The following is a 26,492-nucleotide window of genomic DNA, read 5'->3' on the forward strand; positions in this document are numbered from 1 at the left end:
TCTCCTGTAGGAGCGATGTAGGAGCGACTTCAGTCGCGATGGGGCGTTACCGGTAAAGCCCCATCGCGACTGAAGTCGCTCCTACGTCGCTCCGGGCCATCCAACTTGCCGCGGGCCGGCCTTCAGCCCCGCTGCCGGCGCCGCAAAGATCGGCCGCGCAGCAGCTTGTACGCTGCCGGGATCACCAGCATCGACAGCAGCGGCGCGCTGAGCATGCCGCCGACAATCGGCGCGGCGATGCGCTGCATCACCTCGGCGCCGGCGCCATCGCCGACCAGCATCGGCAGCAGGCCTGCCAGGATCGTCGCCACGGTCATCGCCTTGGGCCGCACGCGCTGCACCGCGCCTTCGCGGATGGCCGCATCCAGCGCGTCCTCGCCGGCACCCGGATCGGCCGCCAGCCGCGCATCCCAGGCATGGCGCAGGTACAGCAGCATGATCACGCCGAACTCGGCCGCCACTCCGGCCAGGGCGATGAAGCCGATCAGCGTGGCCACCGACACCGCGTGCCCCAGCAGCCACACCAGCCACAGCCCGCCCAGCAGCGACAGCGGCACGCTGAGCATGATCAGCCCCGCCTCCGAGGCACGCCGGAACACCACCCAGATCAGCGCGAAGATGATCGCCAGGGTCAGCGGCACCACCAGGCGCAGGCGCTCGCCGGCGCGCTGCAGGTACTCGTACTGGCCCGACCAGCCCAGGCTGTAGCCGGCCGGCAGCCGCATCTGCCGCGCCACCGCCGCCTGCAGGTCCGCCACCACCGAGCCCAGGTCGCGCCCGTCCACGTCGACGTAGACGTAGTTGCCGAGCTGGGCGTCGTCGCTGCGCAGCATCGGCGGGCCCTCGCTGTAGGCGATGTCGGCCACCTGCCCCAGGGTCAGCAGCGCCCCGTCCGGCGCCACCAGCGGCAGCGACCGCAGCGCCTGCGCCGAGTCGCGCTGCGCGCGCGGGTAGCGCAGCACCACCGGGTAGCGCTCGCGGCCCTCGATGGTCTGGGCGATCGGGGTGCCGCCGACTACGGTGTCGATCAGCTGCTGCAGCCCGGCCTGGGTGAGGCCGTAGCGGGCGGCGGCCCGCGGGTGGATGCGCACGTCCAGGTAGCGGCCGCCGGCGATGCGCTCGGCCACCGCCGAACTCACCCCCGGCACGCCGCGCGCCACCCGCTCGACCTGCTCGCCCAGGCGCGCCAGTTCGGCGACGTCCGGCCCGGAGACCTTGATGCCGATCGGGCTCTTGATGCCGGTGGCGAGCATGTCGATGCGGTTGCGGATCGGCGGCACCCACAGGTTGGTCAGGCCCGGCACCTGCACCGCGCGGTCCAGCTCCTGGCGCAGCCTGCGCGGGGTCATGCCCGGGCGCCACTGCGCGCGCGGCTTGAAGGTCACGGTGGTCTCGAACATCTCCAGCGGCGCCGGGTCGGTGGCGGTCTCGGCGCGCCCGGCCTTGCCGAACACGTGCGCCACCTCCGGCACGCTCATGATCATGCGGTCGGTCTGCTGCAGCAGCTGCGCCGCCTTGCCTGCCGACAGCCCCGGCAGCGCCGTGGGCATGTACAGCAGCGTGCCCTCGTCCATCGCCGGCATGAACTCGCTGCCCAGCCGCGACAGCGGGATCGCGCCGAGCAGCAGCGCCGCGGCCGCCGCCAGCAGCGTGCCGCGCGGATGCCGCAGCACCCATTCCAGCAGCGGCCGGTAGGCGGCGATCAGCAGGCGGTTGAGCGGGTTGTCGTGCTCGGGGCGGATGCGGCCGCGGATCAGGTAGCCCATCAGCACCGGCACCAGGGTGATCGACAGGATCGCCGCGGCCGCCATCGCGTAGGTCTTGGTGAAGGCCAGCGGCGCGAACAGCCGCCCTTCCTGCTCCTGCAGCGCGAACACCGGCACGAACGACAGCGCGATCACCAGCAGGCTGACGAACAGCGCCGGCCCGACCTCGGTGGCGGCGTCGGACATCAGCCGCCAGCGCCGCGCGCCCTGCGCATCGGCGCCATGGCGCTCGCGGTAGTGCTCCAGGTGCTTGTGCGCGTTCTCGATCAGCACCACCGCCGCATCCACCATCGCGCCGATGGCGATGGCGATGCCGCCCAGCGACAGCAGGTTGGCGCTGATGCCCTGCAGGTGCATGACGATGAACGCGGCCAGCACGCCGAGCGGCAGCGTGACCACCGCCACCAGCGCCGAGCGCACGTGCCACAGGAACAGCGCGCACACCAGCATCACCACCACGAACTCCTCGACCAGCTTGCCGGACAGGTGCCGCACCGCCTCGCGGATCAGCCCGGAGCGGTCGTACACCGGGACGATCTCGACCCCGTCCGGCAGGCTGGCGCGCAGCTCGGCCAGCCGCGCCTTGAGCGCATCGATGGTCGCCAGCGCGTTCTTGCCCGAGCGCAGCACCACCACGCCGCCGGCCACCTCGCCCTGGCCGTCGAGCTCGGCGATGCCGCGCCGCATCGCCGGCCCGCGCCGCACCGTGGCGACATCGCGCAGCAGCACCGGCACGCCGTCCGCGCCGCTGGCCACCGGCACCTGCTCGAAGTCCTCGCGCGTGCGCAGGTAGCCCTCGCTGCGCACCATCACCTCGGCCTCGCCCTGCTCGATCACCGAGCCGCCGGTGGCGCCGTTGGCGTCGCGGATCGCGTCGGCCAGCCGCTCCACGGTGATGCCGCGCGCGGCCAGCGCCTGCGGATCGGCCTCCACCTGCCAGGCCGCGACCATGCCGCCGATGCTGGCGACCTCGGCCACGTCCGGCACGGTCTTGAGCGCGTAGCGCAGGAACCAGGCCTGCAGCGCGCGCAGCTGCCCCAGGTCGTGGCGGCCGCTGCGGTCCACCAGCGCGTATTCGTAGATCCAGCCCAGCCCGGTGGCGTCCGGCCCCAGCGAGGGATTGACCTGCTCCGGCAGGCGCTCGCGCACCTGGCCCAGGTACTCGAGCACGCGCGAGCGCGCCCAGTACAGGTCGGTTTCGTCGTCGAACAGGACGTAGACGAACGAGTCGCCGAAGAACGAATAGCCGCGCACCGCCTTCACCCCGGGCACCGACAGCATGGTGGTGGTGAGCGGATAGGTGACCTGGTCCTCGACGATGCGCGGGGTCTGCCCGGGCCACTCGGTGCGGATGATCACCTGGGTGTCGGACAGGTCCGGCAGTGCGTCCAGCGGGGTGCGCAGCAGCGACCAGACGCCGGCAACGGCCAGCACCAGTGCCGCCAGCAGCACCCAGCGGCGATGGCCGATGCAGGCGCGGATGATGGCGGCGATCATGGCTGCGGCTCCGCGCTGGCGGCATCGGCCGCGTGCGCATGCGCGGCATGCTCGTGTCCGGCCGGCACCGGCTCGGCTGCGGGCGCGTGCCCGCGGTCGTGCCGATGCGGTTGCGCTTGCGGCATGTCCTCCGCGATGCCGGCACCGCCCGTGCCGCCCGCACTCGCGCCGTCCGCGACCACGTCGTCCCCCACCGAACCCAGCCGCTCCAGCGCGCCGGACAGGCTCGCCTCCGAGTCGATCAGGAACTGGCCCGAGGCCACCACCTGTTCGCCTTCGCGCAGGCCGGCGAGGATCTCGGTCATGCCGCCGCCGCTGCGCCCGGCGCGCACCGCGACCGGCCGGAACCGCCCCTCGCCATCGGCTACGATCACCCGCGCCGGCCCCTGCCCCTCGATCAGCGCCTCCGACGGCACCAGCAGCTGCGCCGCGGCAGGCGTCGCCTCCAGCTCGACCTCGGCGAACATGCCCGCCGCCAGCCGGCCGTCGGCGTTGTCGAGGACGATGCGCGCGCGCCGGCTGCGGGTGGCCGCGTCCACCTGCGGCAGCAGCGCCTGCACGCGACCGTCGAACACCTCGCCCGGCCACGCGTCCACGCGCACGCGGGCAACGCTGCCGGGGCCGATGCCGGCGCTGTCGGCCTGCGGCAGCGCGGCCTCCAGCCAGACGCCGGCGTTGCCGTTGATGCGGAACATAAGGGTGCCGGCCGCGGCCAGCTCGCCCTCGCGCACGCCGATCTCGGTGAGCACGCCATCGGCCGGCGCGGCGATGGCGATGCGCCCGCCCCGCACCCGCGCGCCCGGCGGCAGGCCCAGCGCCGCCAGCCGGCGCTGCGCGGCCGCACGCAGCTCCCGCGCCGGCGCCGAGTCGGCCGCCGCCAGCGCCTGCGCCTCGGCCAGCGCGCCGCTCCATTCCGGCGCCAGCAGGCTCGCCAGCGGCTGCCCGGCACGGACCTTGGCGAACGGCGTCCTGGCGTACAGGCGCTCGACCACGGCATCGGTGCGCACGCTGACCACCTGCTCGCGCGTCGGGTCCCAGGCAAGCGTGCCCGGCACCTGCAGCCGCCGCGCCAGCGCACCGCGCCGGACCGCCACGGTGCGCACGCCCAGCGATTGCGACAGCGCCGGCGAGATCCGCACCGCATCGTCGGCGGCGCTCGCCTCGTCGGCGTAGCGCGGCACCAGCTGCATGTCCATGAACGGGGATTTGCCCGGCTTGTCGAAGTGCTGCGCCGGCATCATCGGGTCGTACCAGTACAGCACTTCGCGCTGCGCGCCCGCGGCATCCTTGGCGGGCGCCGGCACGGGATGGTGGCGGCCGAGCAGGAAGCCGGCAGCCAGCGCGGTTAGCACCGCCAGCACGGCGGCGGCGATCGTGGAGGTCTTCATGGGATGCTCTCCGGCAGCAGGTAGGCGAGCGCGGCCCAGGCGCGCCCGAGATCGCCGAGGGTGCGCACCTGCGCCATCTCGGCATCGAGTTCGTCGCGACGTGCGTCCAGCCACGGCTGCAGCGGCGCGCCGGCGCGGTAGCCGGCCAGCGCCGCGGCGCTGCGGTCGCGCGCCAGCGGCAGCAATGCCGACCGGTAGCGCTCGACCTGCCGCTGCAACCCGTGCCAGCGGGCGAGGTCGGCCTGCAGCTGCGCCCGCTGCTGGCGGCGCAGGTCCTCGCGCGCGGCCAGGGTGGCGCGGTAGTCGGCCTCGCGCGCGGCGATGCCGTGGTCCTGGCGGGAACGTGCGAACAGCGGCAGGCCGATGCCGACCTCCAGCGACAGCATGTCGCTGCGCCGACCCTGGCGCAGACCGTAGGCCACGCCGACGTTCCAGTCCGGGCGCTTGTCCGCGCGCGCGGCGTCGATCGCGGCGGCCGCCGCCTCCACCTGCGCCGACGCCGGCAGCAGCGCGCCGCTGCGGTCGATGCCGTCCACCAGCGCGGCTTCCGCCAGCGGCAGGCGGGCGAAATCCACCGCCTCGGCGCTGGCGACCGGCGCGGCATCCCCCAGCCAGCGCGCCAGCCCGGCCTGCGCCGCCTGCTCGCCGGCACGCGCCGCTTCCAGGCGCTCGTCCAGTTCCAGCACCGCCGCCGCAGCCGCCAGCGCCTCGGCCACGCTGCCGGCGCCGCTGGCGGCGCGGGCCCTGGCCAGCCGCTGCGCCAGCCCGGCCTGCTCGCGCTGGGCCTGCAGCGCGAGGTATTCGCGCTGCGCCGCCCACAGCTCGATCCAGGCCTCGGCGCTGGCCCGGCGCACCGCCAGCAGCTCGGCGCTGGACATCGCCTCGGCCAGTTCGGTCTCGCGCGCGGCCAGCGCGGTCTGCGCGCGCCGCTTGGCGGCCGACGGGATCTGCTGCGACAGCGAGATCCGGCGCATGGTCATGTCCTCGGCGCTGCCGTCGAAGGCATCGCCGCCGCTTGCCGGCAGGTTGTCGATGCCGACGCCGAGCATCGGATCGGGCAGCGCGCCGGCGCGCGCGGCTTCCTCGCGCGCGGCCAGCAGCGCGTGCCGGCGGGCCTCGAGCATCGGCGCGCGGGCGCCGGCCAGCGCGACCGCCTGCGACAGCGATACCGGTGCGGAAGCATCGGCCGCGGCCTGCGCCGGCGCGAGCGGGGGAATCAGGGCGAGCAGCAACAGCACCCACGATGGGGGCCTTCCGGCGCCACGCGCCGGCGTCCGCTCGACGGAACGGAAACGGGAAAACGGGAACATGGTTTCTCCAGCCAGGGCAGGAAACGGGCGCGGCGACTACGCCGCGACGGCCAGCAGGAAGGAGAACGGGGCTAGATCAGCAGGGTGCAGTAGCGCAGCCGCGGCGGCGGATCGGCATGCAGCGGCATCGCCGCCGCGAGCGGGGAGGCCGCCGGCGCGGCGGCCTGCAATGCCAGCGGGAACAACGGCGGCGGCAGCGCCTGCATCGGCACCGCCGGCGGCGCGTGGTCGCCCAGCACCGCCTGTCCGGCGGCATCGTGGGTCTGGCACGGCGCCTGCGGGTCGGCATCGCGGTGCATGGCGATGCCGGCCTCGGCGCAGTGCTCGGACATCGCCGGCGCAGGCAGTGGCGGCATCGCGCACGCCGCGGCCATCGCCAGCTGCTGGCACAGCAGGCACAGGATCGCCAGCAGGGCGATCCTCGAACGGCGATGGCGGACCGGGTTCTTCACAGCGCCATGCTAAACCGGCCCCTGCGCGCGGACGCGCCGGAAGGCAGCGCTGCGGCTATCGGTCGCAGTGGCTGGGCGTGGATGCGTGAGATTGGGGTTCCAAAAAAGCCCTGCTTCTGCTTTTACCGAATCCCCAATCCCGAATCCCCAATCCCCGCCTCACCCCCACACGCGACCCGTGCGATCTCGGCCACCGCCTGCGGCCAGCCAGCGGCCTGGTCGACCTCGTAGACGCGGCTGTCGCCGGCCTGCACGCCGTGCTCGGTCTCGTGCGCCCAGGTGACCGCGTACGGGGTATGGATGCCCCAGCCGCCCAGCGTGAGCACCGGCTCGATGTCCGAACGCAGCGAGTTGCCGACCATGACGAAGCGCGCCGGCGGCAGGTCGAACTCGGACAGCACGCGGGCATAGGTCTGCGGATCCTTCTCCGAGACCACCTCGATGCGCGGGAACAGGTCGGACAGGCCGGACTGCTCGATCTTCTGCTCCTGGTGGAACAGATCGCCCTTGGTGATCAGCACGACCTCGAAGTCGCGCGCGATCTGCGCCACCGCCTCGCGCACGCCGTCGATCAGCTCGACCGGATGCTGCAGCGTGCGCCGGCCGATCTCCACGATCGCGCGGATGTCGTGCGCGTCGATGGCCGCGTCGGTCAGTTCCACCGCCGCCTCGATCATCGACAGCGTCATGCCCTTGGCGCCGTAGCCGAACACGCCGAGGTTGCGGCGTTCCACCTCCAGCAGGTGGCGCGCGGTCCCCGCGTCCTGCAGGTCGATGTAGCGGCCGAGGATCTGCTCGAACTCCTCCTCGGCCCTGCGGTAGTAGTCCTCGCTTTTCCAGAGTGTGTCGTCGCCGTCGAAACCGACCAGGGCGATGCCGTCGCGATCGAAAGGTGCAGTCATTTTCATGGCGGCAAGCATATCAGCCGCCGATCAGTTCCCCGGCGGCGGCCGTCTTCCGGCGCGGCTGCGATCATGCGCACGGCCGGATGCCGGAACGGCGAACGGGGTGGCCAGGGCCACCCCGTCGATACCGCGCGATAGGTGTCATGCGACCGCCGCCAAAGGCGGCGGGAAAGCTAGCCTCAGGGCTGCGTCGACCCGGCCTGCTGGCTGGCGACGAAGGCCTTGTACTCGTCGGTGGTCAGCTTGCCGTTCTTGTCGCTGTCTGCCTGGTCGAAGATCTGCGTCAGCCCGGCGTTGACCTGTGCCTCCTGCTTGCTGATGGTGCCGTCGCCGTCGGTGTCCACGCTTTCCCAGGTCTGCCCGCCGCCCGAGGCCGCCGACTGCGGCTGTGCGGCAGCCGGATTGGTGGCGGCCGCATCCTGCTGCGCACTCTGCGCCATTGCCGGCAACGCCACCGCGGCGGCCAGCGCGGCACCCAGGGCAATCAGCTTGGAAGTGTTCTTGCGAGTGTTCATGGGGTCTCCTGTTCGGTGAAGAATGCACGGCCGATCCCGCACGTCGCCCACCCTAACCCGCGCAAATGAACGTGGTTTACTGCTCGGCCGCCCGGCAAACGGGCTTTTAACCACAGGCGTCCGATAGCGCGTTACCGCCGTGGTTAGCATCCTGTGACCTCGACGTAAGGCTTGCATTGGATGCCGCGATTTATGCGACCGATGCCCGCTTTCGGCCGTGCTCAGGCGCCGTCCTCGCTGGCGGCGGAAGCCATACGCGAACTGAACACCCAGAACGAAAGCGCCACGCCCGCCACCGCGGCGACCGCCTCGACCACCACGCGCGCGCCGAGCTGGTCCGGATCGTGGATCGACTGCAGCGCGATGCGCGCGTACAGCGGCGACTCCAGCCGTACGATGCTGGTGTAGAACAGGTTCCAGGCATCCACGCCGGCGCCGATGGCGACGGCGATGACACAGGCCCAGCCCAGCGTCACCCCGCTGGACCAGCCCAGCCACGATGCCAGCCGCGACCACAGCAGGTAGACCAGGAAGCCGATCGCCAACGCGATCAGGCCAGCCTCCAGCGTCCCCAGCAGGCCGAAATGCAGCGACAGGTTCATCGGCGACCCTCGATCAAAGGCGCCAGTCTACGCGAGCGCCGGTACCGTTTCCGCGGCCGGATCAGCCTTCGTTCTCGGCACGGACCGAGACCTCGGCCTGGTCCTGCGCGTCCACCGCCACGATGACCAGCATCGGCCGGCAGCAGACCTGGCAGTCTTCCACGTACTGCTGTGCGCCGGCCGAGGCGTCCACGGCCAGATCGATCCACTCCCCGCAGTACGGGCAGGCGACCTGCTGGAACTGAAGCATCGAGGACATGGAGTCAGCGTACCGGGAAATCGTAGGCGGTGTCCGGCGCGGGCTCCGGGCGCAGGGTGTAGTGCCACCACTCCATCGGGTAGTTGCCGAAGCCGCCGGCCGCCATCGCCTGCAGCAGGCGCCGGCGGTTGCCGGCCTGCGCCGCGCTCAGGCCGGGCGCATCGGTATGCGCGCGCGGATCGAAGTAGTCGAAGCCGGTGCCCATGTCCAGCGGCACGCAGGCGCCGGCGCGGCAGTCGAGCAGCGTGAGGTCGACGGTGGCCCCGCGGCTGTGGCCGGAGGTCCCGGCGATGTAGCCGTCCAGCAGCGCACGCTTGTCCACGTTCGGGTAATGGGCGGCCTTGGCACGCGGATCGTCGGCGGCGGCGACCCAGTCGACGAAGGCCTTCACCGACTGCGCCGGGCGGTAGCAGTCGAACACCTGCAGCGAGTAGCCCTCGCGGCGCAGCGCCGCCTGCACCCGGGCCAGGGCCACCGCGGCCGGCTCCAGCAGGTAGCACTTGGCGGCGTCGTAGCCGGGCACCGGGCGGCCGGTGAAGTTGTCGCTGCCGGCGTAGCGGATGTCCAGCGCGATGTCCGGCGCCAGCTCGCGGATCTCGCGCATGCCGGCCTGGGCCGGCGTGGCTGCGGCCGACACGTCCGGCTCGGCCGCGAGCGCCCCCCACCACGGCAGCGCCAGCACGGCGACGCAGAGACGGACGGTGTGGCGGCGTGGCAAGGACATCGGCGAACTCCCTGAAGCGGCTGCGCACAGCACAAGGCAACCGCGCATCCACTGTCAAGCGCGACGACGCCGCGGCATCGGCGCTCAGGCATCGGTCGCGAGCGCCAGGAGGTGGCTCCGGCCGGCACCATCCCCTACAATCCGCGCCCCTCGATCCTTCCCAAATGGAATGCACCACGCATGGAAACCACGCTCAACATCATCGGCGCGCTGTTCTTCTTGTACGTCATGGCGGCGATACTCATGTTCCTCTCGTACGTCGTGTTCAAGAGGCCACGCCTGAAGACCTCGCTGGTGCATCTGGCGATTTCGCTCGCCCTGTTCTGTTCGGTCGTGGCGATCGAGATGATCCGCGGCGGCCTGCTCAACGCCAAGGCGGACGAAGCCCACGAGGCCAGGGTGGCCGCCGTGGACACCGCCCAGGTCACCCCGCAGATGGCGGACGACCTGGCCCGCCGAGAGCCCGAGGCGGTCGCGCCCGAGCAGGTCAGGCAGATCGCCGAGCTTGCCTCGCGGCCGCTGGACGATGCCGCCAAGCAGTACCTGCCGGCGATCAAGCGCTACTACATCTACTACCACTCCAAGCTCGCCGAGGAGAAGAAGCCCGAGTTCATCCTGGGAACGGAGTTCGAGGCATTGCGCCGCAGCGCCGACCGGGAGCAGCAAACCGGCAATTGACGTCGGTCGCCACGCTACCGGCGTCGTGGGCGGCGCCGGGAGCGTGGCGTGAGTGCGAGCGGCCGGCAATCGCGCCGCAACGGCCTCCATCGCTCATTCCGCGGCCGCGCCCGCGGATGCGTCCGCCGCCGGCCACGCCAGCGCATGCAGGATGCGCAGGTCCTCGGCATCGAGCGCATCGCCTTCCATGCCGCGGAAATGGTTGCGGAACGCGCGCACGGTGGCGGCGCGATCGTCCAGCGGATAGCCGATCAGGCGCAGCGCCAGCCACGGATCGAAGCCGGGCGGCGGCGGCGGTGCGTCGTCCGCCGGCCAGAGGCCGAAGCCGGCCTCGGCCAGCCGCTTCCACGGGAACAGCGGGCCCGGGTCGATCTTGCGCCCGGGGGCGAAGTCCTGGTGGCCGACGATCTGCGTGCGCGGGATGCGCAGCCGCGTGCAAAGGTCCTCCAGCAGCACCAGCAGGCTGTCGATCTGCTCGGGCGGGAACGGCGAACTGCCGTCGTTGTCCAGCTCGATGCCGATGGAGGCGGAGTTGATGTCGGTGATCGTGCCCCAGCGGCCGGGGCCGCCATGCCAGGCGCGGCGCTCGTCGCTGACCAGCTGGTAGCGCGAGCCGTCGCGGCCGACGAGGTAGTGCGCGCTCACCGGGCCGCCGCTGTTGCGGGTGCGCAGCGTGTCCAGGCTCTCCTGCACCGAATCCTGGTCGGTGTAGTGCAGCACGATCAGGATCGGACGGCGCTCGTCCTGGTTGGTCGACGGCACCCAATGCGCCAGCGGGTTGCGCTGGGGAACGTGGCCACAGGCCGACAGCAGGGCCGCGGCGAGCAGCAGCATCGCCAGGCGGGGACGGAGACGGCGCGGGAAGGAATCGTTCATGGCATGTCGGGGCAATGGAGGAAGGGAAGAATGGGGGTGCCTGCGGCAGGCGTAGGAGCGACTTCAGTCGCGATCTGGCTCTACCGGCAAGGCCGCGATCGCGACTGAAGTCGCTCCTACGGTCGATCCGGGAGATCGCGCCTACGAGGGTGGGCAGGGGCCGGTCCAGGCGAAGTCGAGGTCGGGATAGTCGTAGCTGAAGTCGGCATCCGGGTCGACGTGTTCCAGCCGCAGCCGGCGCTGCGCGCCCTGGCCGGAGAACAGCAGCCAGGGCTCGGCATCGACGCTGGCCTCGGCCCAGTCCACCAGCAAGCGCCCGCCCACGCGCATCACCCGGCCATGCAGCATCGGCGAGCGGATGGCGCGGAACTCGACGCTGCCGGCCTGCGGGCACAGCCGGACCTCGCCGAACCACGGATCGCGCCAGGTGCCCTCCCACGCTTTCAGCTCGGCGCTGGCGACGGCGCGCCGCGACGAGGTGTCCGGCTTGCGCGCCGCCGTGGCGGAGGACTGCCGCTCCTGCGCGGCGATCAGCCCGGCGTAGTGGTCCACGTCGAGCCCGGGCCGGTCCGGCCGGGTGAAGCGCTTGGTCAATGCCTCGCCCAGGGTTGTGCGTGCCTGCTCGCCCTCGCCGTTGATCAGGATGATGAAGCCGCTGCGGCGGTCCGGCAGCAGCACCAGCGAGGAATACATGCCCATCAGCGTGCCGGTGTGCGCCACCTTCCACTCACCATCGACGTCGGAGATGCGCCAGCCGTAGCCATAGCCGTACATGCGGGTGCCGTCCCAGTCGCGCATGCGCCGGGAGACCGGCATCGGCGTCTGCAGCGTCCACACCGCCCGCCGCTGCTCGTCCGACAGCCACGGCCTGGCCGGATCGGGCTGCAGCCAGGCCTGCATCCAGGCAAGCATGTCGCTGACGCTGCAGCGGATGCCGCCGGCCGCCATCGACGGCGAATCGGGGATCACCGCGCCGTCCTCGCGCACCGGCACGTTGCGGCCGTCCTGGCGCATGTGCGGCTGGGCGACGTTGCCGACCGCGGCGCGCGACCAGCCGCCGACCTGGCAGCGATCCATCCCCAGCGGCGCGAACACCTGTTCGCGCACCAGTTGCTCGTAGGGCTTGCCGCCCGCGGCCGCGGCGACCTCGCCGGCGACCACGTACAGCAGGTTGTCGTAGGCGTAGTGCGAGCGGAAGCTGTGGGTGGGCCTGAGATGGGCCAGGCCGGCGATGATGTCGGCGCGGGTGAAGTCGTTGGGCTCGGGCCACAGCATCAGGTCGCCGGCGCCCAGCCCCAGGCCGCTGTTGTGGATCAGCAGGTCGCGCACCTGGATGTTGGCGGTGACCCAGGGGTCGTGCATGCGGAACTGCGGCAGGTACTTCGTGACCGGGTCGTCCCAGCGCAGCCTGCCGGCATCGACCAGCCGCGCCAGCACTGCGGTGGTCATCGCCTTGCTGTTGGAGGCGATCTTGAACAGGGTGTCGGCATCGACCGCCTCGCCGCTCCCGGCCGCGAGTTCGCCGGCGGTGCGCACGTAGGCGACCTGGCCGTCCTCGATCACGCCCACCGCCAGGCCCGGGAGCCGGTAGCGGGCCATGGCCTGGTCGAACAGGCGGTCCAGCGCCGGCTGCGCCACCGGGACGGCGGCCGGCGCCGCCCCTCCCGCCTGGGAAGCGGTCGCAAGCGCCAGGAGCAGGCCGGCCGCCATTGCGCGTACGGCGGCCGGGATGTGCGGTCGCAGCGGAGCCTGGGCATCGTGGGTCATGTCATCGCCGTCCTTCCGTGCCGCGCCGCCAGCCGGCCGCCACGGCCGTCGTGGCCAGATCAGAAATCGTAGGTGAAGTTGGCATACACCTGCCGCCCGATCGCGCTGTACACGCGCGGGAAGTACGGCCACGCCGTGTAGCTGTCGTCCTTCGGGTGCAGCTTGTCGAACACGTTGAGCACGCTCAACCCGATCGTCGCCTTGTCGGTGATCCTCTTGGAGATGTCCGCGTTCCAGATCACGTACGGTGCCACCCGGCCGGTCTCGGCGTAGTTCGGGCGCGAGCCGTAGCGATAGCCGTACAGGCTGGTCGACCAGTCGCCGATGTTCCAGTTCACCCGCCAGTTGCTGCGGGTGCGGAACGCCAGGTAGTCGACGTCGTTCATCACGTCCACCGGCTCGGCGTCGGCGAACTGCGCCACCTCCATCTTCAGCACGCGGGTGTACCCGGCCTGCAGGCCGAAGGAGCCCCAGCGGCCGGCATCGAAGCTGTAGCGCAGGTTCGCGTCGATGCCGTCGGTGCGCATCAGCGACTGGTTGATCGGGAAGGTCTCGAACGCGGTGATCTGGCCCTCGGCGGTCAGCTCGGTGCCGGGGCTGCGGGTGACCGAGTCGATGTAGAACCGGCACGCCGCCGAGGCGGTATCGACCGCATTGCCGGCACGGTCGCTGCCGAGCAGGCAGCTGGCGTTGTTCTCCAGCAGGGTCTCGCTGGAGATCGACTCCACCCGGCCCTCCAGCTCGATGCGGTAGTAGTCCGCGCTCAGCGACAGCGCCGGCAGGATGTCCCAGACGAAGCCGAGCGTGGTCGACTTGCCCTTCTCCTCCTCCAGCAGCGGATTGGACGACTGCGTGGAGAAGGTCTGGTACTCGTAGGCGGCCGAGCAGGCGTCGGACAGCGGGTCCAGCCCGGCGCGCCGGCACAGGTACTCGTCGGTGACGGTGGGGTTGTTGGCGCTGGTGCCGGCATAGATCCACAGCAGGTCCGGCGCGCGGAAGCTGGTGGCGTGGCTGCCGCGCAGCAGCAGGTTGTCGAACGGACGCCATTCCAGCCCGGCCTGCCAGGTGGTGGCGGCATCGACCGAGGTGATGTCGTCGTACTTGTCGTAGCGGCCGGCCAGCGTGGCATTGAGGCGGCTGAAGATCGGCACTCGCAGTTCCAGCCCGGCGGCGTAGCGGTCGCGCGAGCCGCCGCCCGGGGTCTGGGTCAGGTTGTAGATGCGCTCGCTGCCGGTGTAGTCCACGGTGGTGCGCGGATCCGGGTCGAGGTCGTACTTCTGCCGCGCCGCCTCCAGCACGGCGGCGACCTGCACCATGCCCGCCGGCAGCTCGAACAGGTCGCCGCTGAACACGAACTGGGCCTGGTCGGTGCTGGATTCGCCGCGGCTGACCACGTCGGTGGTGAGCTGGTCGTACAGCGCCGCGCTGCCGGGCGCGAACAGCCGGTCGGTACGGAACTGGCGGATCTCGACGCCGTCGGCGGTATAGCCCTGGATCGGCCCCAGGTAGTAGTCGCGCACCGCGTTGGTGAGGAAGCGCGGGCGATGCGTGGTGATGTCGTAGCGCGACATCGACACGCTCGCATCCCAGTCGAAGCGGCCGTCGAACAGCTTGCCGCGCACGCCGGCGTTCACGTTCCACGACTTCTCGTCGTACTCGATGTTCTTGATGCCGCCCACTTCCGACGGCAGGAAGATGCGCTGCGCGGTCACCAGCCCCAGGTCGGGGTCGTAGGCGGTGAAGGCGCCTTCGCCGATGTAGTAGTGGGTCTGGCTGGAGCTCTTGTCCCTGGAGCGGTTGCCCAGCAGCTGCGCGTAGCCCTGCACGTCGGCGGTGAAGTCGAAGGTACCGGACAGGTAGGCGGAGGTCTTGCCGTAGCCGTTCTGCACCGAGCGGCCCTCGTAGTAGCCGAACGCGCCGCAGCGGTTGGGCGCGGCCAGGCTGTCGCTGGTCTTGTACGGGGTGAAGCCTGGGTTGGTCGCCGCGCAGGCCTCGGCCAGCGCATCGGCCGAGGTGGACAGCCCGCCGGCGCTCGGCCACAGGTAGGTGCTGCCCTGGCGCAGGTAGACGCCGGAGATCGAGGCGTTGGGGCTGGACGGATCGGCGCGGTTGTCCGGATGGTCGTAGTACGAGTCCATGAAGTCGCGCTGGGTGGCGACGATGGGTTCGCGGTCCAGGCGCTCGAACGCGTAGGTCAGGCTCCAGCGGTCGCCGGTGCGGCCGCCGCTCCATTGCAGCTGGCCGGTGTCGCCGCCGCCACGGGTGGTGGTGCCGCCGCGCAGGCGCACCGTGTCGCCGTTGTAGTCGGTCCTGGTGATGATGTTGACCACGCCGGCCACCGCGTCGGAACCGTAGATCGCCGACGCGCCGCCGCTCATCACCTCGATGCGCTCCACCGCCGCCGCCGGGATGCTGCCCAGGCTGACCGCGGTGCCGTTGGCGCCGTAGGACTGCGGATAGTCGGCGATGCGCTTGCCGTTGAGCAGGATCAGCTGGTAGCCCGGCCCCAGCCCGCGCAGGTTGAGGTACTGCCCGTTGGGCGAGCTGCCGGTCTGGTCGCTCTCGTTGAACGCGCTGCCGCTGAACTGGGTCAGCGTGCCCAGCGACTCCCACACGGTGCTGAAGCCCTGCTTCTGGATTTCCTGCGCGGTGATGACGGTGACCGGCGCCGGCCCCTCCACCTCCGCGCGCGCGATGCGCGAGCCGGTCACCGTGACCTGGTCCAGGTCCTTGGTCTCCTGCGCGGACGCGGCCGACGCCATCGTCCCCAGGCAGGCGCCCAGCGCGACGCACAGCGCCGCCCGTCTCAAACTCTTGCCGTTCATCCTGCTCTCTCCTTCAGGGGAAGTGGTGGTGGCCGATTGTCGGACGTGGCGTCCCGTCCCGGTAGTGATCACGGAGCGCGGCATTGGCCAGCCGGACCGCGCCCGCATCAGAAGTTCCAGGTGACCACCAGGTTGGTGTAGCGCGGTGGCTGCCAGACCGTACCCTCTCCGAAGTAGGGGAGCTTGGTTCCCGGCTGTCCTTCATAGCGGGAATGGACGTTGACGACCGTCTGCCTGTTGAGCAGGTTGTATACGGACAGGCGTGCCTTCAGGTCGATGCCCTCCACCGGCAGCGTCCAGGTCACGCTGGCGCCCAGGTCGACGACCCATGGCATCCGGCCGAAGGCGCCACGCTCGGAATAGACCAGCTCGCGGCTCGCCCAGTCGGAACAGTTGGCCACGCACAGCCAGCCCGATCCGCCGCCGCTGAACTCGCCGGGGCCGCCCGCAGTGCGGCTGTCGTCGGGCCAGACCACGCCGAAGGCGGTGATCGGCCCACCCGAGCGTGCGGAAAGCGTGCTGCCGAACGACCACTGTTCGTTGAGCTTGTAGCTGCCGCGCAGCTTGAACTGGTGGCGGAAGTCGTTGAACAGCACGCCGTAGCGCTCGTTGACCGCCGGATGGTCGTAGTACTGCACCAGGTTGGTGTCGGCGTAGCCCGTATCCGAGTTCACCGGCCCCTCGATGTTGCCCTCGCTCCTGGACCAGATGTAGCTGGCGTTGAAGGCCCACTTGTCGTCCCACGCGCGGTCGAGCTGGACCTCGATCGCCTTGTAGGTGCGCTTGGGCTTCTTGTAGCCCATCACGATGCCGCTGCCGGAGGCCTGGTAGCCGTCCTTGGAGGAATCGAACTCGACCCAGCCATCCGTATCCGGGCACCACAACGTCGCCTTCTCGCCGGGGTTGATGATGGGCCAGTCGCCGGAGTACCAGGGGCATCCTTCCACGTGGTTGATGCGCGCGTCTTCCACGGCGCGGGTCATCCTGCGGTAGGTGGCATTGACGCCGTACGACCACTCCTGGTTGATGGCCTGCTGGAAGCCGACGATGAACTCGTCCTGGAACACCTGCTTCAGGTCGCGGGCGACCGCGGTGCGCACGTCCGTCGGCGCCGGGGCATTGCCCTCGGTGTTGACCGCGCCGATCTGCGCACCGAGGTCCGGCGCGAGATAGGGGGCGCCGGTAAGCGGGTTCTGCCTCTCGGTCCAGCCGTTGAGCACGTAATAGGTATGCTCGTCCGTGGTTCCACCACCGAAATAGTCGGCGAGCTTGTTGGTCAGCGGCAGGTAGTAGCGGCCCGCGTTGCCGAACACCTTGGTCGTGCCATCGCCCTTCACGTCCCAGCTGAAGCCCAGGCGCGGGGAGATCATGTCGTTGAACTTGGTCTTGGCGAAGGTCGCGCCCGATGCGAGCTTGTTGTGGAACTGGTCGAAGCGCACGCCGAGGTTCAACAGCAGGTTGGGCGTGACGCTCCAGTTGTCTTCCAGGTAGAACGCCTGCGCCTTGGTACTGACCGGCGAGCCGGTGACGTAGCGGCGCGCGTCGATGATGCGGGTGACGCCGTCCGGGATCAGCGCGCCGTTCGGCAGCACCCCGCCCGGCGTGGCGGCCTGGGCCTGGTAGCTGACACCGTCGCCCGGGTACACCACCGAGCTGTCCGAATCCATCACTTCCTGGTCGAGGCCGAAGCGCAGCAGGTGGTCGCCGAGCGTCCACTCGAAGTCCAGGCGCGCCGCCTCGCGCTTGTCGTAGCGGCTGCTGATGCTGCCGTTGGTCGGATGGCAGCCTTCGTTGGACCTGGGGCCGTAGATCTGGGTGTAGCTGCTGGCCAGGGTGACGATGCTGCAGGCGCCGTCCAGCGGGCTGCCGCTGGTGGCGCTGCGCTTGTTCACGCCATACATCGCCTTGGCGACGAAGTTGTCGGCGAGATGGCCGGTATAGGTGAGCGACCAGTTGTCGCCGCCCGAGCCCGTGCTGCTTTCGCCCGAGCGCGCGCCGAACTCGCCGGTGTCCCAGTCGTAGTCGTCATAGCTGGTGGTGACAGAATCGGCCTTGTCGGAGAAGGCCAGCAGTTCCAGCAGGTGGTCGTCGGTGATGCGCCAATCGAGCTTTCCGCCCCAGAAGTCGTTGTCGCTCCTGGTTTTCCAGGCCTGGCTGGTGTCGATGTCCCTGGAGTCGTTGTCGCGGTCCTCGTACATGGCGAAGAAGAACAGCCGGTCCTTCACTATGGGACCGGACGCCCATACGTTGGTCTTGAACAGCGGGTTGCGGTCGCGGCTGGTGCGATCGCGCTCGTCGATGGTGCCGTCGCGGTGGAAGTGGTCCTTCTTCGCCGAGGCCCAGGCCGAGGGCTCCAGGGTGACTTCCACGCCGCCCTGGAACTCGTTGCCGCCCGAGCGGGTGATGGCATTGATGACACCGCCGGTGCTGCGGCCGAACTCGGCCGAATAGCCGCCGGTCTTGACCTGGAACTCCTGGTAGAAGTTGAACGGCACCGTCGAGAAGCCCTGGCGGCGATACGGGTCGGTCACGTTGAGGCCATTGATGTAGTAGGCGTTCTCCGCCACCGACGAACCGCCGAAGGTCAGGCCGCCGAAGGTGGCCCCCGAGGCGACCACGCCCGGTGCCAGCAGGGCCACGGACTCGACGCTCTGGTCCACCGGCATGCGCGCCAGTTCCTCGCGGCCGACGTTGAACGAGGTCTCGGTGGAATGCACGTCCACGCGGTTGACGATCCTCGACCCGACCACCTGCACCGAATCCAGTGTCACCGCGTTGCCGCTGCCGCCCAGGTTGACGGTGGTGGTACCGCCCAGCGACACGCTCACGCCCAGCGGCTCCCTGTCGGTTTCTCCATCGCGCCTGACCTGCAGGCTGTAGTTGCCTACCGGCAGCTGCCCCAGGCGGTACGTGCCGTCACTGCCCACGGTGACCGTGCGGGTCAGCCCGGTACTGGGATTGGTGATGGTGATCTGGTCGCCGGCGTTGGCGCGACCGGCGATGGCGCCGGTTGCGCTCTGCGCCATCGCCATCGGCGCCATCGCCCCCAGGCAGGCGCCCAGCGCGGCGCACAGCGCCGCCCTTCTCAAACTCTTGCCGTTCATCCTGCTCTCTCCTTCAGGTGAATGTGGTGGTTGCGTGGCGTCCCGGCCTCAGTGACGGTCCCCTGGCGGCAGCATCCGCCAGTCGAAGTCGTAGTCCCATTGATCGAAGTACAGGTTGCCGCCGCGCCATTCGGCCTCGCCGCGCTGCGAATCCACCGTCTCGGAGCGGAAGAAGCGCTTGGCCGGCACCAGCGGTTGCGTCCAGTCGTCGTTGAAGGCGATGCGGTACGCGTCCAGCCCGCCGAAGTAGAAGTCGCGCAGTGCCGGATCGTCGCTGTCGAGCGCGCCGGTGGTCACGTCCATCGGCACCCAGCCGTACGGCGCCAGGTACATCCAGCCCCAGTCGTGCATGTTGTCGTAGCCGACGGCGTCGTCGGAGAAGGTCCAGCCGGACTGCCAGCGCGCGGGGATGCCGTTCATGCGCAGCAGCGCGATCAGCAGCAGCGTCTGCTGGCCGCAGTCGGCGTGGCCGGCGTGCAGCGCGTAGTCGCTGATGTTGGACAGGGTCGAGTACTCGCGCGCGCCGGCCCAGGGAATGCGGTCGACCGCGGCGAACAGCTTGCGGGCGATGCGGTAGGGATTGGTCTCATCGCCCACCACCTGCCTGGAGAACTCGCGCAGCGCCGGGGTGAACACCACGTGCGGCGGCCGCGGCTGCAGGTACGGCGCCAGTCCGGCGCTGGCCGGTGCCGGCACCACCTTGTCCGGGTCGATGTCGAAGTGGCGCGCGTAGACGGTCAGCTCGTAGCTGATGGAGAACTTCGTCGGCCGGCCTGCCACTGCCGGCGCCTGCAGGTACGCGGTGCGCTGCAGCGCGTCCTCGGCCGCGGGCTCGCCGCCGGCCGGCACGCTGCCGACCCAGCGGATGTCTTCCTGCTGGCCGGGGATGGCGCGCGGATAGGGAATCCAGGCGCGCACGGTCTCGCCGGCCGGCACCGCGTCGGCATGCACGGTGAGCGACTGGGTCACGCGCAGGCGGCGCGGCGCCAGGCTGGTGGAGGCGCTGTCGCGCGCGGCCTCGATCACCTCGCGGTGATGCGGGTTCAAGGTCTCGTAGGGGCCACTGCGCAAGGGCCGCACCGGCGGCGCACGGCGCGCGGCGGCGGCGGGGCTCAGCCGGAACAGGTTGGACGGCGCGCGGTTGAAGTAGCGGCGCTGGCCGTCGATGTCCAGGTGCTCGATCAGGCCGGCCGCGTCCCAGGCGGCGAACTCGTCCTCGCGCAGGTCCGGGATCGCGTTGCGGATCCTGGCCTTGGCCTGCTCGGCGTCCAGCCCGAAATCCAGGCGGATGCGGCGCATGCGCTCGCGCTCGAACTCGAGCCGCTCGCGCTGCGCCTGCGGCAGCCGCCGATCCGCCAGCGCCTGCGCGATGGCGGCCTCGGCCTGCGCGAACTGCCCGCGGTCCACCTGCGCGACCACCTGCTGCAAAGTCGCAACGGCCTGCGCGGCCGCCGCCGGGATCGCCGCCGCCAGCACCGCGGCGAGCAGCGATCGCACGAACCACTGGCGCCGGGCGGCGAGGGCTGCAATAACAGGGGGACGACAGCGGCTTGCCACGGCGGCACTTCCCGGGGGGTCGGGTGGAAGCGGGGGGTGATCGTTGTGTAGCACGCGGCCCAACCACCGTCAATAATTTATTCTTGCAATCGAACATCAAAGGAATAACTATTCAATGACCTCGTACCCGGAGACAGCGCGGCCATGAAAAGCCTGCTTCGTTCCCTCGCGCCGCTGCCGCGCCGCATCGTCGCGGCGGTGTTGCTGCTGGCGTTGCTGGCGCCGGGCGCCAGCGCCCGCCAGCCGCTGGCGGTCGATGCGGACACCGGGGTCGTCGCGCTGTCGCGGCAGCAGCTCACGCCGCAGCACTGGATCGACCTGCAGCCCGATCCGGACAGGCCGATCCTCGACCGCGCCGCGATCGATGCGCAGAACGCACGCATGCGTGCGCTGGATCCGGCGATCCACGACCTGCGCGCGTTGCCGCAGCCGATGCCGGCGGCCTGGGTGCGCGAACGGATCGGCGAGCTGTCGTCCCCGCCCAGCCGCCCGCTCTACGACGCGGCCGGCCAGCGGATCGACGCCGCCACCCTGGCGCGGCTGCAGGCCAACCTGGTGCTGGACGCGATCCCGGCCACGCAGCCGCTGCGGTACGGACTGGTCGTCCATCGCGCCGCGCTGCGCGCATTCCCGACCTCGTTGCGGGTGTTCAGCCGCATCGGCGACACCGACATCGACCGTTTCCAGGAATCGGCGCTGTTCCCCGGCGATGCGGTGGTCGTGCTGCACGAAAGCGGCGACGGCCAATGGGTGTTCGTCGCCAGCGAGCGCTACTACGCCTGGATGGAGAAGGCCTTCGTCGCCACCGGCAGCGCCGAACAGGTGTTCGGCTATGCGCGCAAGACGCCCTACCGCATCGTCACGGGTCCCACCGCCTTCACCGCGTACACGCCCGAGCAGCCGCAGGTCTCGCGGCTGCAGCTGGACATGGGCGTGCGCGTGCCGGTGCTGGCCGACTGGCCGCCGGACGCGCCGGTCAACGGCCAGCAGGCCTACACCTCGTACGTGATCGAACTTCCCATCCGCGACGCCGACGGCCGCCTGCAGCTGGTTCCCGCGCTGCTGCCGCGCACCGCCGACAGCGCCGCCGACTACCTGCCGCTGACCCCGCGCAACCTCATCGCACAGGCCTTCAAGTTCCTCGGCGAGCGCTACGGCTGGGGCCACGACTACGGCACCCGCGACTGCAGCGGCTTCGTCTCGGAGATCTACCGCAGCTTCGGCGTGCTGGTTCCGCGCAACACCAGCGCGCAGGCGGTCAGCCCGGCGCTGGACCGCATCGCCTTCGACACTACCGACGGCAGCGCCAAGCGCATGGCCGCGGTCGAGGCGCTGCAGGTCGGCGACCTGGTCTACATCCCCGGCCACGTGATGGTCACGCTCGGCCACGACCAGGGCCTGACCTACATGATCCACGACACCGCCGGCGGCGGCTGGCGCGGGCCCGACGGCAAGCGCGTGTCCGCACACCTGAACGGGGTGTCAGTGACGCCGCTGGAGCCGATGCTGGCCAGCGACACCGCCAGCTACGTCGACCTCATCACCAACATCCAGCGCATCCGCTGAAAGACCATCAATGAAGATCACCGACATACAGCTCGGCATGCTGCGGGTGCCGCTGAAGACCCCGTTCAAGACCGCGCTGCGCACCGTGGAGACGGTCGAGGACGTGGTGGTGCTGATCCGCACCGACAGCGGCCACACCGGCTACGGCGAGGCGCCGGCCACCGCACCGATCACCGGCGACACCCACGGCTCGATCATCGAGGCCATCGACACGTTCATCAAGCCGCGGCTGATCGGCCAGGAGATCGCCAACCTCAACCACATCGTCGGGCTGATCCAGACGACGATGGAGCGCAACACCAGCGCCAAGGCGGCGGTGGAGATCGCCGTGTACGACCTGTGGGCGCAGCTGTACGGCGCGCCGCTGTACAAGCTGCTCGGCGGCGGCGATCCGGTGATCACCACCGACATCACCATCAGCGTGGACTACATCGACAAGATGGTGGCCGACTCGCTGTCGGCGATCGAGCGCGGCTTCGAGTCGCTGAAGATCAAGGTAGGCAAGGACATCGGCCTGGACATCGAGCGGGTCAAGGCGATCCACGCCGCTGTCGAGGGCCGCGCGCTGCTGCGCCTGGACGCCAACCAGGGCTGGACCGCCAAGCAGGCGGTGCATGCGATGAACACGCTGGAGGAAGCCGGCGTGGTGCTGGAACTGCTGGAGCAGCCGGTCAAGGCGGCCGACATCGACGGGCTCAAGTACGTCACCGAGCGCGTGCACACGCCGGTGATGGCCGACGAGAGCGTGTTCGCCCCGACCCAGGTGTTCGACCTGATCGAGCGCCGCGCCGCGGACATCATCAACATCAAGCTGATGAAGACCGGCGGCATCTCCAACGCGATCCGCATCGCCGACATCGCCTCGCTGTACGGCATGCAATGCATGATCGGCTGCATGATCGAGTCGAGCATCAGCGTGGCCGCGGCGGTGCACGTGGCGGTGGCCAAGTCGGACGTGATCACCAAGGTGGACCTGGACGGCCCGTCGCTGGGCCTGTTCAACCCGGTCGAGGGCGGGGTGAACTTCAACGAGTCGGAGATCACCATCAGCGATGCGCCGGGGCTGGGCATCCGCGAGATCCACGGGCTGGAGATGCTGAAGCCATGATGCCTTCGAGCGCCCCTGCCCTGGTGATGCCGCAGATCGCCGACGTGCTCCCACGCTGCATGCCGACCAGCGGAATTACAGGCAGGAACGCTGCTGTTGCTGTTGCCCTGCTCCCTCCCTTGCGCGAAGCGCAGGGGAGGGCCGGGGAGGGGTGCTCTTGCTTTTGACTTACCGGGTTCCCTTCCGTAGCGGCGGAGCCAGCGGGTAAAACCCCGCAGGGGCGACGTGCATGGATGCACGTCGTTCGCGGCAGGGGCAGGATGCCCCTTCCGCGAATTCCCGCTGGCGGAGCGGACCTGGAGCGCGCAGCGCGGAAGGCGCGCAGGCTGGTCAAGCACGCCCTGTCTGCGCGCCTCCGCGCTCACGCGCTCCGGGTTCGCGGATCCGGCAGGAATTTTCGGAAGGGAACCTGTAAGTCAAAAAACCAAAGCAAGAGCAAGAGCACCCCTCCCCAGCCCTCCCCTGCGCTTCGCGCAAGGGAGGGAGCAGGGCAACAGCAACAGCAACAGCAACAGCAACAGCAACGCAAGGATGATTGCCTGCCATGCCCCGCGGAGACCATGATCGCGCCATGCCACCCCTGGTAAAAATCCGCTCCGAACGCGACAGCATGTCGGCCATCGAACGCCGCATCGCCGACTTCATCCTCGACAACGCCCACCTGCTGCGCGACTACTCCTCCCAGCAACTGGCCAGCGCCCTGGGCATCAGCCAATCCAGCGTGGTCAAGTTCAGCCAGAAACTCGGCTTCCGCGGCTACCCCGACCTCAAATACTCCGTCGGCGAAGCCGTCGCCCGCGCCGGCAACGGCCATTCCGAGCAGGCGGCGCCCACCGATGCGCCGGGCGATGCCTACACCCGCCTGGACGAGAACCTGCGCCAGAGCAAGGCCGCCGCCGAGGAGGAAACCCGCCTGCTCAACCCGCGCCAGACCATCGAGGCCATCGTCGCCCTGCTCGACGGCGCGCCCAAGGTGTTCGTCTGCGGCCTCGGCGACGATGGCCTGTTCGCGCGCGAGTTCGCCATGCGCCTGTCGCTGCTGGGCATGCTCACCGTGCACCACTCCGACCCGATCCTGATGATGTCCAACCTGTCGGCCGCGCGCAGCGGCGACGTGCTGCTGATGTTCTCAGAGTTCGGCAAGCTGGCGCCGATCAGCCAGCTGTCGCGGCAGTTCCAGGCCTGCGGCGGCAAGGTGGTCTCGATCACCCGCCATACCGCCAACCCGCTGCGCGCGCTGGCCGACGCCTCGCTGGCGATCTCGGCCCACGACGACGCCCCGCACGTGGAACAACTGCTGTACCGTTCCTCGCTGCAGTACCTGCTCGATTTCCTGTTCGTCCTGCTGTGCCAGGCCAATCCCGAACGGGATCGCCAGCTGGCGATGAACCTGGAACGCGTCGGCCAGTTGCTCGATGCCTGATCCCTCTGCCACCGGAGCCCCCATGCCCTCCATTGCGCATTCCCTGCCGCCCCGCGTCGCCGCCCCCCGGGCGATGTCGGCGATCCACCGACTGCGCAGCTACGGCGCGGCGCTGCTGGCACTGGTGTCGATGCAGGCCGCGGCCGCGACCACGGCACCGGTGGTCGCGCCGCTGGCGCAGGCGCGGCAACTGGTGGTGGTGACCAGCCCCGACTGGAACGCCACGCACGGGCAGCTGCGGGCCTTCGAGCGCGACGCCTCCGGCCGCTGGCAGGCGCTCGGCGAGGGCTTCGCGGTGGCGCTGGGGCGCAGCGGCAGCGCCTGGGGCGAGGGCCTGCATCCGCAGCCCGCCGACACCGACGCGGGCCCGCGCAAGCGCGAGGGCGACGGCCGCAGCCCGGCCGGGGTCTTCGCCATCGGCGAGGCGTTCGGCTATGCCGAGCGGATCGACAGCTCCCTGCCCTACCGGCCGATGCGCCAGAGCAGCTACTGCATCGACGTGGCGGACTCGCCGCTGTACAACCGCATCGTCGACGCCGAGCAGGTCGGCGCCGAGGCCGTGGCCGGCTCCACCGAGCCGATGCGGCTGGACCTGCACAACGACGGCGACCGCCGCTATCGCGAGGGCTTCGTGATCGAGCACAACCCGCGTGCGCAGCCGGGCCTGGGCAGCTGCATCTTCGCCCACCTGTGGCGCCGCCCCGGCGAGGCCACCGCCGGCTGCACCGCGATGGAACCGGCCAACATGCACCGGCTGCTGGCCTGGCTCAAGCCCGAGGCACGGCCGTTGTTCGTATTGCTGCCGCAGGACGAGTACCGGCGCCTGCAGGCGCCATGGGGCCTGCCCGACATCGCCGGGGCCGCGCCGTGAGCGCGACCGGGAACGACGATCCGCGCCTGGTCCGCGCGGTCAGCCGCTGGCAGATCGTCGGGCTGTCGATCAACGACGTCATCGGCAGCGGCATCTACCTGCTGCCGGCCGCGGCGGCGGCGCTGCTGGGGCCGATGAGCCTGTGGGCGGTGCTGCTGGCGGGGCTGGCGGTGGCGCTGCTGGTGCTGTGCTACGCGCAGGCGGCCAGCTACTTCGACCAGCCCGGCGGCAGCTATCTGTACGCACGCGAGGCGTTCGGCCGCTTCGCCGGCTTCGAGATCGGCTGGATGATCTGGCTGACCCGCATCAGCTCGGCCGCGGCGCTGAGCAACGGCCTGGCCGACGCGGTGGCGCGCTTCTGGCCGGCGGCCGGTGGCGATGGCGCGGCGCGGCTGTTCGTGGTCGCCGGATCGCTGGCGTTCCTGACCGGGATCAACGTGATCGGGGTGAAGTCGGCCGCGCGTACCGGCGTGGCGCTGGTGATCGGCAAGCTGGTGCCGCTGGTGCTGTTCGTCGGCATCGGCATCTTCTATGTCGACTGGTCGTGGGCGTTCTCCGGACAGGCGCCGGACCCGCGCAACCTGCGCAACCTCGGCGAGGCCGCGTTGCTGCTGCTGTTCGCCTACGCCGGCTTCGAGAACATCCCCGCCGCCGCCGGCGAGTACAGGAACCCGCGCCGCGACGTGCCGTTCGCGCTGATCACCATGATCGTCACGGTGACGCTGATCTACGCCGCGGTGCAGGTGGTGGCGCAGGGCACGCTGCCCGGCATCGCCAGCTCGGCCACGCCGCTGGCCGATGCCGCCGCGCGCTTCAGCGGCGAGGGGCTGGCGCTGATCCTCACCGTCGGCGCCACCATCTCGATCCTGGGCACCACCAGCAACACGGTGATGCTGGGCCCGCGCTTCCTGTTCGCGCTGGCCAAGGACGGCTTCGGCCCGGCGTTCCTGGCGCGGGTGCACCCGCGCTTCCACACCCCCGCCGCGGCGATCGTCGTGCAGGGCGTGGTATCGCTGGCGCTGGCGCTGTCGGGCACCTTCGTGCAGCTGGCGCTGCTGTCGATGGTGACGCGGCTGTTCGCCTACATCGGCACCGCCGCGGCGGTGATCGTGCTGGCGCGCAGGTACGGCGGCCGTCCCGGCGCGCTGCGGCTGCCGGGCGGGCCGGCGATCCCGGTCGCCGCGCTGCTGCTGTCGCTGGCGCTGCTGGCCAGCGCCAGCTGGCAGAACCTGGCCGCCGCGGGCGTCGCGCTGCTGGTGGGCGCGGTGATCTACCGCTTTCCGCGCAAGGCCGGCTAGG

Annotated in this window: 20 protein-coding genes; 6 read left to right on the plus strand and 14 right to left on the minus strand. The window is 70.5% G+C overall.

The features are described 5' to 3' along the window. Nucleotides 1-122: 122 nt before the first annotated feature. From LRX76_RS04800 to LRX76_RS04840, 9 genes are all read right to left on the minus strand, one after another. Complete coding sequence (locus LRX76_RS04800) at nucleotides 123-3,263, minus strand: CusA/CzcA family heavy metal efflux RND transporter (protein WP_231802675.1); 3,141 nt, start codon at nucleotides 3,261-3,263, stop codon at nucleotides 123-125. Further along, nucleotides 3,260-4,651 carry an efflux RND transporter periplasmic adaptor subunit gene (locus tag LRX76_RS04805; protein WP_231802677.1) on the minus strand — a complete coding sequence of 464 codons (1,392 nt, stop codon included), beginning with the start codon at nucleotides 4,649-4,651 and terminating at the stop codon, nucleotides 3,260-3,262. The genes LRX76_RS04800 and LRX76_RS04805 overlap by 4 nt, the downstream gene beginning before the upstream one ends. Further along, complete coding sequence (locus LRX76_RS04810) at nucleotides 4,648-5,961, minus strand: TolC family protein (RefSeq protein WP_231802679.1); 1,314 nt, start codon at nucleotides 5,959-5,961, stop codon at nucleotides 4,648-4,650. The genes LRX76_RS04805 and LRX76_RS04810 overlap by 4 nt, the downstream gene beginning before the upstream one ends. A gap of 71 nt (nucleotides 5,962-6,032) precedes the next feature. After that, entirely contained in the window at nucleotides 6,033-6,413 is a 381-nt protein-coding gene (locus LRX76_RS04815) for a hypothetical protein (RefSeq protein ID WP_231802681.1), read from the minus strand. A gap of 122 nt (nucleotides 6,414-6,535) precedes the next feature. Continuing rightward, nucleotides 6,536-7,315 (minus strand): HAD family hydrolase, encoded by a 780-nt coding sequence (locus LRX76_RS04820; RefSeq protein WP_231802683.1) that lies wholly within the window; start codon nucleotides 7,313-7,315, stop codon nucleotides 6,536-6,538. 182 nt (nucleotides 7,316-7,497) lie between these two features. After that, nucleotides 7,498-7,833 carry an EF-hand domain-containing protein gene (locus tag LRX76_RS04825; RefSeq protein WP_231802685.1) on the minus strand — a complete coding sequence of 112 codons (336 nt, stop codon included), beginning with the start codon at nucleotides 7,831-7,833 and terminating at the stop codon, nucleotides 7,498-7,500. Nucleotides 7,834-8,054: 221 nt separating this feature from the next. After that, nucleotides 8,055-8,435 (minus strand): hypothetical protein, encoded by a 381-nt coding sequence (locus LRX76_RS04830; protein WP_231802687.1) that lies wholly within the window; start codon nucleotides 8,433-8,435, stop codon nucleotides 8,055-8,057. Between the two features lie 61 nt (nucleotides 8,436-8,496). Further along, nucleotides 8,497-8,694: a CPXCG motif-containing cysteine-rich protein gene (locus LRX76_RS04835; RefSeq protein ID WP_231802689.1), complete on the minus strand. Its 198-nt coding sequence runs from the start codon at nucleotides 8,692-8,694 to the stop codon at nucleotides 8,497-8,499. Nucleotides 8,695-8,698: 4 nt separating this feature from the next. Further along, entirely contained in the window at nucleotides 8,699-9,418 is a 720-nt protein-coding gene (locus LRX76_RS04840) for a M15 family metallopeptidase (RefSeq protein WP_231802691.1), read from the minus strand. 180 nt (nucleotides 9,419-9,598) lie between these two features. On the opposite strand from LRX76_RS04840, the gene LRX76_RS04845 reads away from it, so the two are divergent. After that, the gene (locus LRX76_RS04845; RefSeq protein WP_231802693.1) at nucleotides 9,599-10,096 is read left to right on the plus strand and encodes a hypothetical protein; all 498 of its coding nucleotides are present in this window, start codon (nucleotides 9,599-9,601) and stop codon (nucleotides 10,094-10,096) included. Between the two features lie 93 nt (nucleotides 10,097-10,189). Here the strand turns inward: LRX76_RS04845 and LRX76_RS04850 are convergent, their stop codons facing one another. From LRX76_RS04850 to LRX76_RS04870, 5 genes are all read right to left on the minus strand, one after another. Continuing rightward, nucleotides 10,190-10,972: an N-acetylmuramoyl-L-alanine amidase gene (locus tag LRX76_RS04850; RefSeq protein WP_231802695.1), complete on the minus strand. Its 783-nt coding sequence runs from the start codon at nucleotides 10,970-10,972 to the stop codon at nucleotides 10,190-10,192. Nucleotides 10,973-11,113: 141 nt separating this feature from the next. Next, the gene (locus LRX76_RS04855) at nucleotides 11,114-12,739 is read right to left on the minus strand and encodes a serine hydrolase domain-containing protein (RefSeq protein WP_231802697.1); all 1,626 of its coding nucleotides are present in this window, start codon (nucleotides 12,737-12,739) and stop codon (nucleotides 11,114-11,116) included. A gap of 59 nt (nucleotides 12,740-12,798) precedes the next feature. Further along, complete coding sequence (locus LRX76_RS04860) at nucleotides 12,799-15,501, minus strand: TonB-dependent receptor (RefSeq protein ID WP_231803340.1); 2,703 nt, start codon at nucleotides 15,499-15,501, stop codon at nucleotides 12,799-12,801. Nucleotides 15,502-15,671: 170 nt separating this feature from the next. Continuing rightward, on the minus strand, nucleotides 15,672-18,668 hold the full coding sequence (locus tag LRX76_RS04865) for a TonB-dependent receptor (RefSeq protein WP_231802699.1): 2,997 nt from the start codon (nucleotides 18,666-18,668) through the stop codon (nucleotides 15,672-15,674). A gap of 48 nt (nucleotides 18,669-18,716) precedes the next feature. Beyond that, complete coding sequence (locus tag LRX76_RS04870) at nucleotides 18,717-20,144, minus strand: transglutaminase domain-containing protein (RefSeq protein ID WP_231803342.1); 1,428 nt, start codon at nucleotides 20,142-20,144, stop codon at nucleotides 18,717-18,719. 225 nt (nucleotides 20,145-20,369) lie between these two features. Between LRX76_RS04870 and LRX76_RS04875 the strand changes: the two genes are divergently transcribed. From LRX76_RS04875 to LRX76_RS04895, 5 genes are all read left to right on the plus strand, one after another. Continuing rightward, nucleotides 20,370-21,791: an SH3 domain-containing protein gene (locus tag LRX76_RS04875; RefSeq protein WP_231802701.1), complete on the plus strand. Its 1,422-nt coding sequence runs from the start codon at nucleotides 20,370-20,372 to the stop codon at nucleotides 21,789-21,791. Between the two features lie 10 nt (nucleotides 21,792-21,801). Continuing rightward, nucleotides 21,802-22,899: a dipeptide epimerase gene (locus LRX76_RS04880; protein ID WP_231802703.1), complete on the plus strand. Its 1,098-nt coding sequence runs from the start codon at nucleotides 21,802-21,804 to the stop codon at nucleotides 22,897-22,899. A 571-nt stretch (nucleotides 22,900-23,470) separates the two neighbouring features. Then, nucleotides 23,471-24,322 (plus strand): MurR/RpiR family transcriptional regulator, encoded by an 852-nt coding sequence (locus tag LRX76_RS04885; RefSeq protein ID WP_231802705.1) that lies wholly within the window; start codon nucleotides 23,471-23,473, stop codon nucleotides 24,320-24,322. Nucleotides 24,323-24,395: 73 nt separating this feature from the next. Next, complete coding sequence (locus LRX76_RS04890; RefSeq protein ID WP_231803344.1) at nucleotides 24,396-25,193, plus strand: L,D-transpeptidase family protein; 798 nt, start codon at nucleotides 24,396-24,398, stop codon at nucleotides 25,191-25,193. Then, nucleotides 25,190-26,491, plus strand: a complete 1,302-nt coding sequence (locus LRX76_RS04895) for an APC family permease (protein ID WP_231802707.1) — start codon at nucleotides 25,190-25,192, stop codon at nucleotides 26,489-26,491. Before LRX76_RS04890 ends, LRX76_RS04895 begins: the two co-directional genes overlap by 4 nt. Nucleotide 26,492: the final 1 nt, after the last annotated feature.

It is taken from the genome of Stenotrophomonas sp. MMGLT7, assembly GCF_021168555.1.
Classification (GTDB): Bacteria; Pseudomonadota; Gammaproteobacteria; order Xanthomonadales; family Xanthomonadaceae; genus MMGLT7.